Source organism: Paenibacillus sp. FSL R7-0331, assembly GCF_000758645.1.
Taxonomy (GTDB): domain Bacteria; phylum Bacillota; class Bacilli; order Paenibacillales; family Paenibacillaceae; genus Paenibacillus_AQ; species Paenibacillus_AQ camerounensis.
On the sequence record NZ_CP009284.1, the window covers coordinates 729,006 to 741,484 of the forward strand.

Annotated in this window: 7 protein-coding genes and 2 pseudogenes; 8 read left to right on the top strand and 1 reads right to left on the bottom strand. The window is 39.0% G+C overall.

Annotation, left to right across the window (positions count from 1 at the left end; genetic code table 11):
* Nucleotides 1–9 precede the first annotated feature (9 nt).
* The 6 genes and pseudogenes from R70331_RS03195 to R70331_RS03215 all read left to right on the top strand — a co-directional run bounded on the left by R70331_RS03195 (nt 10) and on the right by R70331_RS03215 (nt 10,465).
* Nucleotides 10–1,650, top strand: a complete 1,641-nt coding sequence (locus R70331_RS03195) for a DNA cytosine methyltransferase (protein WP_042172806.1) — start codon at nt 10–12, stop codon at nt 1,648–1,650.
* 569 nt (nt 1,651–2,219) lie between these two features.
* Nucleotides 2,220–3,107, top strand: a pseudogene (locus tag R70331_RS30950) (IS110 family transposase).
* 173 nt (nt 3,108–3,280) lie between these two features.
* Nucleotides 3,281–3,489, top strand: a pseudogene (locus tag R70331_RS32405) (SF0329 family protein); the annotation flags it as partial.
* Between the two features lie 119 nt (nt 3,490–3,608).
* On the top strand, nt 3,609–6,173 hold the full coding sequence (locus R70331_RS03205; protein WP_042172807.1) for a type I restriction-modification system subunit M: 2,565 nt from the start codon (nt 3,609–3,611) through the stop codon (nt 6,171–6,173).
* A complete protein-coding gene (locus R70331_RS03210; RefSeq protein WP_081947449.1) occupies nt 6,170–7,366 on the top strand; it encodes a restriction endonuclease subunit S in 1,197 nt (398 codons plus the stop codon). Before R70331_RS03205 ends, R70331_RS03210 begins: the two co-directional genes overlap by 4 nt.
* A gap of 15 nt (nt 7,367–7,381) precedes the next feature.
* On the top strand, nt 7,382–10,465 hold the full coding sequence (locus R70331_RS03215; RefSeq protein ID WP_042172812.1) for a type I restriction endonuclease subunit R: 3,084 nt from the start codon (nt 7,382–7,384) through the stop codon (nt 10,463–10,465).
* Between the two features lie 272 nt (nt 10,466–10,737).
* On the opposite strand, the gene R70331_RS03220 is transcribed toward R70331_RS03215, so the two are convergent.
* Nucleotides 10,738–10,986: a helix-turn-helix domain-containing protein gene (locus tag R70331_RS03220; protein WP_042172813.1), complete on the bottom strand. Its 249-nt coding sequence runs from the start codon at nt 10,984–10,986 to the stop codon at nt 10,738–10,740.
* Nucleotides 10,987–11,137: 151 nt separating this feature from the next.
* Here R70331_RS03220 and R70331_RS03225 point away from each other — a divergent pair, with 151 nt between their 5' ends.
* Both R70331_RS03225 and R70331_RS03230 read left to right on the top strand, forming a co-directional pair.
* Nucleotides 11,138–11,635, top strand: a complete 498-nt coding sequence (locus tag R70331_RS03225) for a hypothetical protein (RefSeq protein WP_042172815.1) — start codon at nt 11,138–11,140, stop codon at nt 11,633–11,635.
* A gap of 144 nt (nt 11,636–11,779) precedes the next feature.
* The gene (locus R70331_RS03230; protein WP_042172817.1) at nt 11,780–12,475 is read left to right on the top strand and encodes a nuclease-related domain-containing protein; all 696 of its coding nucleotides are present in this window, start codon (nt 11,780–11,782) and stop codon (nt 12,473–12,475) included.
* Nucleotides 12,476–12,479: the final 4 nt, after the last annotated feature.

The window sequence follows — 12,479 nt, forward strand, 5'->3', positions numbered from 1 at the left end:
GTAAGGTTTATGCAACCTACAGCCGTCTCGTTATTGTGTGGAGCAGGAGGATTTGATTTAGGGCTTGAAAGAGCTGGTTTTAAAATAATTTATGGGATTGATATTGATGAAACAAGTTGTCAAACCTATCGCCATAATTTTTCAAACAAAGTTGTAAATGAAGATTTTTTTAGTGTTAATAGTGAGGATATTCCGCAGTCAGATTTAATTATTTCATCATTACCAGCAAGTTCCTTTTCAACAACAGTTAGATATAGTTATAAAAGTACATATACATATAATGAAAAAGTACGCTATGAAGACAAAGTTTATGAAATAATTCAGAGTAAGAAACCTAAAGTATTCATAATTGAAGGACACAAAAATTTTGCTAAAGAACATAAATTCAATAGTTATTTAGATTTACTTAAATCCATTGGTTATCGAATTTCATGTGAGATTTTAAATACAAAAAATTATGGTATTGCACAAAACAAAGATAGACTTATTATAGTGGGCGTCATGGATCAACTTAATATTACATTTAAGTTCCCTTTAAAACACTCTGAAATAGTACCTCTTAAAGATGTTATTAAAGTTTTAGATCACATAGATAATAAAGAGCGTAAAAAAATAAGTTTTACAAATGAAAAACGATGGAACGGATATAGAGAAATCAATTTAGAAGGTGTATCTCCCTCCATTAATCCTATGACAATGCTCATTTTTAAGGATCCAAGTAATCCATCAGAATATTTTACTCTTACATGGAAAGAAGTAGCTGCAATACAAAGTTTTCCTGATGATTTTGGATTTGAAGGGACTATTAAATCGAAGCTTAAGCAAATAGGTAATTCATTTCCTCCACAATTAGCATATTTACTAGCAAATGAATTGATACAAATTTTAAAACAAGATATACAAAATTATAGTGATAATTTAAAAGAGCTGAATGAGAAAAAGGTTGAAAACGATTCCTTGAGGAAAGATATTAACTTGCCTATAGAATCCTTAAAAAGTTTCGAAAAAGAATCGGGTTCACCAAATTTATTTAGTGAATCGGTCGGATTTTTGCAGCAAGAGCAGCAAGAGCAGCAAGAACAGGATGACTATCAAGACTTAAAAGACTTGATTGGTAAACCCAATGATTTACTATATCAATTGAAGGAATTGCAAGCTGGACTTGAAAGCTCCGAAGCGTATAAAAAACTAATTTTCCGCTGTTTTAATTATATCTTCTCTGAAAGTTTGAAAAGGGGCAGAATGGAATTTGGTATGAATAGTAGGAGAAAAAGAATTGATATTATCTTTGATAATCATGCTAATAGTGGATTCTTTTATTTTATAAGAGAAAGTTATAAGGTATTTTGCCCTAGAATAATTATAGAATGTAAAAATGGCGGCTCAGATCCAGCTAATCCTGATGTTGATCAATTAATGGGTAGATTCGGAAAGGATATTAGCAAATTTGGGTTTCTTACTTTCAGAAGAATTGGGAATAGGAAAAAGTTTATGGATAGATGTAAAGATGTGCTTGCTCAATCAGGTAATTATATTTTATTTCTAGTAGATGACGACATTGAAAAATTAATAAACCTTAAAATGAATTCAGATGAGGAAGGTATTTTGGATTATATGTTAGTACTATGGGATGAATTGACGATAAACTAGTCATTTGTATTATTTATATTAATATATTTATTTTGGGAATTAAATACATAAAATAAAAACAATGTCTAAAGGCTGCATAACGATTTTGAAAAGGTGTCATATGGCATAATCTCCATCAAAATTAATACTTGTTGAGCCAGTCGACCAATCGGATAATTCCAGATATAGCTGTCTTAGTTTTGGGGAATTCCTTTGGTTCACGAACTCTATTTTCATGATTGTAAGTGGTTTCGAATTTATAAATATTTTAGCTTTAATGAACAGATTATTTGGAAGAACTTGAATTGTGAGCATGGATGTAAAGATAGAGCTGGAGCATTTGGTGGTGTCTTCGAATTATTAGGTCAGCCAGAAACTTCTGGTTGGCCTATTTTTGCAGGTGCTATAAGATGGCGGTAGCCGGGAGAACGAGAGGGCTTTTGGGGAAGTTACCCCGTAAAAAACTGTTCTCCTACTACCCCCAAAGACCATGTTTGAGCGGGTAGGGGCAATAGACCCCGCATCACAAGCGAAGCTATGGGTTTGGAACCATCGTAGGAGTGCCGCCAAATACGATTTTAAAGATTATTATGGAGCCTGTAGTGGGAGTGGATGTAGCGAAGGGATTCAGTGTGGTACAAGCATTTTTGAAGCGGAATGAGTCTTGGGGGAAGGGATAAGCATCTCCCACGAGAAAAGTGGATTAGAGCAATAAGGTAGGCTTCTATCCGAGCTGCAAACACAGACGGAGCAGTCGCCAGTGGTTATTCTGGAAGCGACCGGTCACTACCATCGCGGACTGGTCGCCTATTTGAAACGTAGTGGATGAACCTATTTCATCGTCAATCCCTCACAGGCTAAGCGGGCGAAGGGGACTCAGTTAAGAAAGGTGAAGACGGATGCGGCAGATGCGTGGCATTTAGCCGAGATGTATTACCGGGGAGATGTAGCTCCGCATAGGACGTGGGAAGAGGGATACACGGAACTTCAGCATGTGACGAGGCAGCATGAGTTTGTAACGGGGATGTTTGTACAAGCGAAATTAAATATGAGGGCTTTGCTAGATCAGATTTTCCCAGAATATGAGAAGGTTTTTAGTAACCTATTCTCGGCGACGTCTCTGTATGTGCTTGCCTGCTGTTTGGAAGACCCAGCAGAGGATCTTTATGGAGTCATCCAAAAAAACGCAGGAAAATCCCATTCTAAGAAGTGGGCAGAGGCAAAGACAGAACACCTCAGGGAAATTCACGGCGACCAGCTCCCGAATAACCAAACGAGGCTCCAAGAGGCTTCGCAGAGCGTTATATTTAGCTGTACAGTGTGGGATTCGAGGAAGTAATAACCTAAGAATTCGGGAGTACTATGAGAAAAAAAGAAAAGAGGGCAAGCCGTACAAGGTGGACGTGATCGCCTGCGCCAACAAGCTACTCCATCACGTATACGCCATCCTCAGTAAACAGCAGCCCTTCCAACTGTAACCCATAATTATCCAGAGCCTTCACGCCAATGAGGGTTCTTTGTTGTGCTCAAAAATAGTATACCAAGAAGAACGTGAATCACCAATACAAAATCCTTGACAAGTATTAGCTGGTTTTTGGTTATAGGGGTAATATGGTATTTCACAAGTACAGAATCAGGTGGATAATATGATCAGACAGAGCTGGAGATCAAAAATGATTTGGACATCTGAATTCCTGTCGCAATTAGCGACATTGAAGCAGTCAGACAAGCGACCGAGGGGCCGGTTCCGGAGTATCGCCTATTAGTGATAGACAGAAGCAGCAGAGCAGAGAGTATGCCAAAGAGCTTATGTCAGCGCAGGCTGCATTAACAGAATCTAATTTTATCGTGGTGACTAATTAGTTTTCCCTCATACCAATTGTTCACAGTAGAAAATTTCGACGATTTTGTTTGGTGTTTGATGTTAAAATAGAGATATTATTGTGCTGAATTAATAAAAAATTATTGGAGGATATGAAGTGATTACATCTGAAGAAATCAAACGTAGATTATGGGATGGAGCCAATGAACTGCGTGGTTCAATGGATGCCAGCCGTTATAAAGATTATATGCTTGGATTAATGTTTTACAAATTTTTAAGTGATAAGACCATAGAAGCGTTTAAAGTAACCAGTGGTTTAGGGAATATGGCTGAATCCGAATTGGTTGAGGAATACACAAAGGCACGGGCGGAATACGGTGAACAGCTTGATAAAATGATTCAAAATGTACTCGGTTATTATGTTAAACCTGAGTATCTCTATCAGACTTGGTTAAAGGACATCAATTCAGGAGAATTTGAAGTTCAAAAAGTAACAGATAGCTTGAATAATTTTGAGCGTACGATTGCCGTGTCTGGTGATTCAAGTGATTTTAAGGGATTATTCTCAAGTTCTACGCTTGATTTAACGGATACGGCTTTAGGTAGCAACTTAAATGAACGCAGCAAAAGTGTTAAGGCACTGATTTTGCTGTTTGCAGATTTGAACATGGTGGCATTGCAAAAAGGTGATGTACTGGGTGATGCTTATGAGTACCTCATCGGTCAGTTTGCCATGGAATCAGGGAAGAAGGCCGGCGAGTTTTACACACCACGACAAGTCAGTGAAGTCATGGCTCAAATTGCAGCGAAAACGCCAGACATCAAGACAATCTACGACCCAACGGTGGGTTCGGGTTCGCTTCTTCTAACGGTTAAGAAGCATTTAGATAAAGATGTTCAGGACGATTTGAGATATTACGGACAAGAAAAGAATACAGCCACCTATAACTTGACTCGCATGAACTTGTTGCTACATGGTGTTCGTCCAGAAAAGATGACTATTAAAAACGGCGATACTCTTGCTCAAGACTGGCCAGAAGATCCAAACCATTCAAATGAAGGAGTCCAGTTTGATGCAGTAGTAATGAACCCACCTTACTCTGTGAAGAATTGGAACAAAGCAGGGTTAAAGGTCAGCGATCCCCGTTTTGAAGTTGCTGGAGTATTGCCACCAGACTCTAAAGGCGATTTTGCGTTTCTTTTACACGGATTATTTCATTTAGGTCAGAATGGTACGATGGCGATTGTGTTGCCTCACGGAGTACTATTCCGTGGTTCGTCTGAGGGAGAAATTCGTGAACGCTTGCTTAAGAAAAATTACATTGATTCCATCATCGGCTTGCCAAGCAGTTTATTTTCCAATACAGGCATCCCGGTCGTTGTCACTATTCTGAAAAAGAACCGGAAAATCAATGAACCTGTCTTAATCATTGATGCTTCTAAAAGCTATATTAAAGTTGGCAAACAAAACGTCCTGCAAGAAAAAGATATTGCAAAGATCGTAGATACATATGTTGAGCGTCGAGAAGAGAAAGGATATAGTCATTTAGCGACTCAGGAAGAAATACAGAAGAATCAATATAACATGAACATTCCTCGTTATATTGAGGCGGTTGACGGTGAAATCCCTCACGATGTGGATGCTCACCTTCTTGGTGGAATTCCTCGAAAGAACATTAACGAGTTGAAAATTTTACAATCTACCGTGCCGGATTTAATGGAACAATCTTTAAAAGGAATCCGTAGCGGCTATGTTGAGCTGGTAAAACCTATTGAAGAAATTTCTTCCGATATATTGAGTGAACCTCGCATTATTGAACAATTAAAGAAACTCGAAAGCAAAGCCAAATCTTATGTTGATAAGTACTATGGGATTTTAAGAAATGGAAAGGTAGACATTGATTCAATTCCTTTGATGGAAGAAGAAATGCTTGATGAAATCAAGGGAATCTTGTCAGAGTTCCAAAATATTGATGTTTATGATGGATATCAGATTGTGGCTGAGATTTGGAAAAATGCCCTGACACATGATACGGAAATCATCGCGTTAAGTGATTTTTATACGGCAGGACGTACTCGCGAACTCAATATGGTTACTAAAGGAACCGGTGATAAGAAACGTGAAGAGCAGGATGGTTGGGTCGGCAGTATCGTACCAAATAAGCTGATTGCGAAACAATTATATAGTGATGAATTAGCAAAAATTGAATCCAAGAATATTCGCATTCAAGAAATTGAAACGGAACTATTAGACTTGGTTGAGGCTGCAAAAGCAGAAGACAGCGATGAAGCCAATGCTTTAAACGGGATTTTAAATGAAGTTGTTGAAGCTTTTGAAAGTAAATTAGTCAAGGTGGAGATGAAGAAAGCGATTAAAGGAACTGTTGAATATAAACTTTTGAGTAAAGTGGAGAAGTTATTTACAGATAAATCAGCGCTTAGCAAGGCGGTAAAAGAGGATGAAAAGGCACTCAAAGAAGCCGTGCAAGAACGCATCTTAACGTTAACCAACGAAGAAATCGACAACTTGATGTATGAAAAATGGTTCGGTAACACCGTGGATGCTATGGTTGCTTTAGTAGAGCGGTCGTTAAAAACGGAGTTGAACACTCTGCAAATGTTGCACAATCGTTATGCGGATACTTTGTCAGCAATGGATGATGAGAGCCGAGACTTGGAATCAGCGTTTGAAGCCTTGATGAACGAATTGGTGGTTAAATGATGATGAAACAAACAAGTTTAGTGCCAAAAAGACGATTTAGGGAGTTTCAAGATAATAGCGCTTGGGAACAGCGTAAGTTGGGGAGTGTTACAAACTCATACTCAGGTGGAACCCCATCAGTTGGCAATTATGAGTATTATGACGGCGAAATTCCATTCATTCGTTCTGCTGAAATTAATAATGATAGTACTGAATTATTTATCTCCGAATCTGGGTTGAAGAACTCTTCAGCTAAGTTAGTTGAGGTTGGCGATATTCTCTATGCCCTATATGGAGCAACAAGTGGAGAGGTTGGTATATCAAGAATAAATGGTGCAATTAACCAAGCAATCCTGGCAATTCAGCCCTATAAAGGGTACGATTCACAATTTATTATGCAATGGTTACGCAAGCAGAAACAGAAAATCATTAATAAATACCTTCAAGGAGGGCAAGGGAATTTATCTGGCTTAATCGTAAAGGATATTGAGATTGAATTTCCAAGGTTTGATGAACAAGTTGAAATCGGGAGCTTTTTTAAAGAGTTAGACCACCTCATCACCCTTCATCAGCGTAAGTTGGATAAGACGAAAGCGTTAAAATCTGCCTATCTCTCTGAAATGTTTCCCGCTGAAGGTGAAAGCGAGCCAAAACGCAGATTCGCAGGATTTACTGGCGCTTGGGAACAGCGTAAGCTTGGCGAGATTGCGACTTTCATAAATGGCAGAGCCTATTCACAAAATGAATTATTAAGTGATGGGAAATATAAAGTCCTGCGGGTTGGAAACTTCTACACAAACAGTAGTTGGTACTACTCGGACATGGAACTTGGAGAGAAATATTACGCAGAGGCGGGCGATTTACTCTACACATGGTCAGCTACATTCGGTCCTCACATTTGGCATGGTGACAAGGTTATTTACCATTATCACATCTGGAAAATTGAACTTTCGGGATTGTTTAATAAGCAGTTTGCCGTCCAAGTTCTTGAATACGATAAGGTAAAGATAATGTCTGATAGCAATGGTTCTACGATGATTCATATCACCAAAAAAGGAATGGAAGAAAAAGAGGTATTCTTACCTTCGGTAGCGGAGCAAGAAAGGATTGGTCTTTTTTTTGACAACCTCGACCACCTCATCACCCTTCATCAGCGTAAGCTGGAAAAATTACAAAATATAAAAAAAGCATATCTAAATGAAATGTTTGTATAGAGGGGAGAGAAAGCAATGGGCATTGCACCAAAAAATGCGGCAGAAAAAACTTTTCAAGAGAATTTTGTTAAAGAGTTAGAAAAGTATAAATGGAAAGCGCCCGACTTCTTAAATGGAAATATACAAAAAGTAACTGTTGATGACTTGATTACCCACTGGCGTAGCGAACTCAACCGTATCAATGCCGACCAATTGGAGGGTGCGGAGTTGACGGATAATGAGTTCAAACAAGTAATGGCCAAAGTCAATCGGATCAGCAACAGTTACGAGGCAGCCAAGATTCTAGCTATTGAAGAATCTAAAGGAAAAATAGATGGTATTTACCGTGATGACAATCCTAAGGTTACAAGAAAGCAAATCACCTTAACCATCTTCAAAAAAGCTGAAGTGCGCGGCGGCGACTCAAGTTATAGAATTGCTAGGGAAGTGCAGACACCGAACAACAACCGTTTTGATATTGTCTTGCTGATCAATGGCCTGCCACTAATCAATATCGAGCAAAAACGTACGGACAAAACTCTGGACGAGGCATTTGGGCAGTTCATGCGCTACTATCGTGAGGGTGAATATACTAATAACTTTATGGCTTTTTCGCAGATGATGGTTATCACCTCTGAAATTGCTACTCGATATTTTGCTACTCCCAAAACAGCGGCAGATTTCAATCCTAGCTTCGTTTTTCATTGGTCGAATAAAGAAAACAAACCGATTAACAACTGGCAAAACGTAGTCGAGCATTTTCTGATGATTCCAATGGCTCATCAAATGGTGGGTGACTACCTGGTGATTGACGAAGCGAAGGACGAAGAAAACAGACGTCATATGCTACTACGTCCTTATCAAGTGTATGCCCTGCAATCGGTTGAAGGTGCTGCTTTTGGTTGGGACAATGCTGAAAAAGTACCGCATGGCGGATTTGTTTGGCATACGACTGGGTCAGGGAAAACTATCACGAGTTTTAAGACCGCTTTGTTTTTATCGACGAGGGCAGGGTTTGATAAAGTTGTCTTCCTTGTTGACCGACGTGAACTAGATAATCGTACCAGTGAGAACTTCAAAGCGTATGCTGCTTATGAGGCCGTTTCTGTAGATGATACGAAACACACCTACCAGTTAAAAAAGATACTGAAGTCAGCAAAAAATGGAATTGTAGTAACGACTACATTCAAACTAAATTCTTTGGTTAAAGAGCTGGAAGAAGCTCACGATCTTAGTTTAGCAGACAAAAAAATCGTTTTTATCATCGATGAAGCTCACCGTACGACAATGGGGCAGATGATGGGAACCATAAAAAGTTATTTCAAGAAAAATGGACTCTTCTATGGGTTTACCGGAACACCTTTATTTGATGAGAATAAGATCAAAGGAAAGGTTAATGAGAAAAGCGAAGTCATCAATACCACAGAAAAGTTATTTGGGCCTAAGTTACATCAATATACGATTGATGAGGCAATTGCGGATAAAAACGTATTAGGTTTTCACGTTGACTATATCAACACTGGTGAGTTCAAAAGTTATGATGATTTAAGAGAGCAACTGGCTGAGAGGATTAAGGAAGAGCATCCTGAGTTGACGGACAGAGAAATTGAACGCCAAGTTCAAGAAATGTCTGAAGCTGACCTTGAAAAGCAAGCTCAAAAACGTGAATTGCTAAAGTACCAGGATGAGACACATATTCCACGTGTAGTTGAGGAAATATTGAATAACTGGGAATCACAATCACAGGGTAGAGAATTTAATGCTATTTTAACAGTGGCCTATAAAAACCGTGTGATTGCCTATTTTGATGAGTTTAAGAAGCAACTGACAGATCGTGGAGAAAAGTTAAACGTAGCTATGACGTTTAGTTTCGGTAACGAAAATGATCCAACGCCACTAGATCCTAAAATTGTAAAAGGTATGTTCAAGGACTACGCCTCATTTACTGGTATTGAGTTTATTGCTGGTGATAAAAAGCACGGTGAGGATGCATATTTTGCAGATGTCGTTGAACGTGCCACTCGAGGCGGCAGCGGACGTAATCCTAAGAATATAGATCTCGTAATTGTGGCAGACCAACTACTGACAGGTTATGACTCTAAACGTCTTAACACGCTTTATGTTGACCGTTCACTTGAACTTCAAGGTTTGATTCAAGCTTATTCTCGAACCAATCGTGTGTTTGGCTCGAACAAAGAGTTTGGGACGATTATTAACTTCCAATACCCACGGCTTACCGAGCAAATCGTAAATCAAGCTTTAACACTCTATGGAAGTGGCGGTAAGAGTAGTAAGGCAATTGTTGATACATATGAAACTGCTGTGAAGAAACTAAACATTAAAGTAGCTGAGATGATTCCGACTTTACCTGATCCTACGGAATGGCAGACGATTAAAGATGATGGGAAGAAAAAGGAAGCATTTTTGCTTGCGTTTAAAGATACTGCTGAACAGTTGAATTTAGTAGAACAATACTATGAATTCAAGTGGAATGAGGTGGATTTTGGTATTGATGAACATACTTGGCTGCAATATGTAGGTGCATATAAGAACTTAACTTGGAAGCCAGGAGAAGCTCCTCCACCAACACCAATTAATCCACTTGTCGGAAAAACGAAGTTAGCGGGAACGCAAGTAATTGATGCGAATCATATTCTTAATTTGATTGGTTCAAAAGTTACCTCCGCGAACGGAGTCCAAACGGTGGATAGCGAAACACTCCGTATTATATATGAACAAATTCAAGAGTTGAGTAATATGGGGGAATATGATCGGGCACAGTTATTGAAGGAATTTGTGGATACTGAGCTTGTACCTGGCAACTTATCGAGCGGTCTGGATTTTGATGAAGCATTTGAAATTTGGAAAGCAAATAAGCTGCATAGATTAGTTATTGATTTTTCCTTGGAATGGGGATTAGATAGCGGAATACTTAATAAATCAGTGAACTCATATTCTGTTTCACAGCCTGATGTTGTTCCCTACATTAATGAACTAATTAGTAGTATTGATTTTAGTAAGGCAACTAATCAAACAGCAGGTAGTTTGTTACGGCATAATATGAATTTAACTTCCAATCTTCCATCGTGGATTGCTGAAACCAAGCAAAAGTATAGTTAGTTTTTTTGATTTGTGAATTAACTGTGAAAAGCAAAGAAGCTCTGTAGAAACAGAATATGTTTAATTTAAAGAGTCGAGGAGATAAGTTCCTTGGCTTTTTAATTTCATTTGGGACAGCACTCACTTAAATGATTTATGCTGCTTTGTACTGAATACTATAGATCAAACAAAAGACAATTTTAGTTATCATGTTCTCATTCAATGAAGGGTTAAGGTGGAAATGAAATTGGTTTGAATATAAACAAGCCGGGTCCTCCTTTCAATTTTACCCTTCACTTATCCTCCCCCAACAACTCCCCAACAGAAACTTCTAGCGCTTTAGCAATTGCAACCACCTCATAATCCTGTACAAGCCTATATTGACCTTCCAATCGCGATAAGCTTGTTGGGCTGATGTCTAACCCGAAGGTTTGCAGCCTAGCCAGGAAATCCTTCTGCTTCATTCGCTTAGCCTTTCGAATAGCTACAACACGGGTCCCGATGATGTTTTTGTCACCTGGGGGCTCTTTGCGATGCTTCATTTCCGGGTCACCTCACAATTTAACCAAATTGTATGCGAGGTAACTGTTGTTTTAATGCGAATATCGAATTAAAATAAAATAAACCGATAAACGCATTAAAATTTCTGTACATCGTCTACAGATATAGCTTTTCCAGGAGGGAGGGGTTGTAATGCAGCATTTGATTCAGAAATATGAGGAGGAAAAGCGCAAGCTGAATGAACTTGGACAAAGATCGCTGGAGTTGGGAGTTCCGCTCAGCGGCAATGAAGCGGTTCAAGCGCAGAGCCGTAGGGTGGACGAACTTATTAATCAAATGTATCAAGAAAAGAACCGATATCTAGAGGATCTACGCTTAAACTTCTGTCATGGAGGAGATATGGTGAGCTTTCCGGCATGGTTTGTACAAACGATGCAAGGCAGATTAAATGAGATAACCGCACAGATCGAATACGAGTCTGAACCCAGGCTTGTTTTTGAAGAGGAGAGTAAGGCGTTTCAGGCGTTGTTTGACTCCATGGACATTGCACGAATGCCTGAGTTTGAGGACTGGGAAGATAAGCTTCAACTGAAGCTCTCTGTTCTATATGAACGTCTCTATTTGCAAGGATTAAAGGATGGTATGCAGCTTGCTAATGCGTTTACTGCTCCTTCTGTTCTCTCTGATTAAGACGAAGTCTAAGGCATTCACATGCTTATTATTTTGACTGTCCATGCGACAGTCTTTTTCTTATGTATATGTTTGGAAGGGATACATTCCCATTTTGTCGAATAACCATACATATTGTAAATCCAAATGATACGAGGTTGTGCTATGTTTAAAGCGCTATTTTCTCTTTTCAAGAAATCAGATATTGAGCCACCCCAGCCTGTGCGTAAAGCACCAACTACCAAGGCGAAGCCGAAGGTAGCCGCCACAAGAATTGGTGACTTGGGCGAGCATAAAATTAATATTCAACTGGACCAGCTACCTAAGGAATGTAAATCGTTAAGCGATTTGTTGCTCCCTAATCCGAAGTCTCGTACAGGCTACGCTCAAATTGATCATGTTGTTATTTCCCCGTATTGCTTATTCGTCATTGAAACCAAAAACTACAATGGAGAAATAAAAGGTGGGCGTACGGATCAACAATGGTCAGTGAGCAACCGTTACAAGATGTATAATCCGCTAAAGCAAAACTATGGACATATTAAGGCCGTTGAGAGCCTTTTAAAGGGTATTCCTAAAGTGAAATTTGTATCGATTATTTCATTTACGATGAGATGCCGCTTTAGTATCGATCCAGAGCTGCGTCAAATTAAATCCGACGAGCTTGTCATTTATGATGTGGAGTTGAGTGAATTTATCTCTAGAAAACTACTTCGATTAAAGTCGGAGAGCCCAGAGCAATTATTTTCTCAAGTGCAGGTTCAGTCTATTTATGATCAACTGATTCAGGCTAACGTTACAGACTCAGAGATCCGCAAGCTCCATATAGAGAAAATTACATCGACTACTAAAAATCGTTAACCAC

Excerpts from the sequence above, each read along its gene's own strand:
- R70331_RS03215 (WP_042172812.1), top strand. The coding sequence starts at position 7,382 with ATGGGCATTGCACCAAAAAATGCGGCAGAAAAAACTTTTCAAGAGAAT.
- R70331_RS03195 (WP_042172806.1), top strand. The coding sequence starts at position 10 with ATGCAACCTACAGCCGTCTCGTTATTGTGTGGAGCAGGAGGATTTGAT.
- R70331_RS03220 (WP_042172813.1), bottom strand. The coding sequence starts at position 10,986 with ATGAAGCATCGCAAAGAGCCCCCAGGTGACAAAAACATCATCGGGACC.
- R70331_RS03225 (WP_042172815.1), top strand. The coding sequence starts at position 11,138 with ATGCAGCATTTGATTCAGAAATATGAGGAGGAAAAGCGCAAGCTGAAT.
- R70331_RS03230 (WP_042172817.1), top strand. The coding sequence starts at position 11,780 with ATGTTTAAAGCGCTATTTTCTCTTTTCAAGAAATCAGATATTGAGCCA.
- R70331_RS03210 (WP_081947449.1), top strand. The coding sequence starts at position 6,170 with ATGATGATGAAACAAACAAGTTTAGTGCCAAAAAGACGATTTAGGGAG.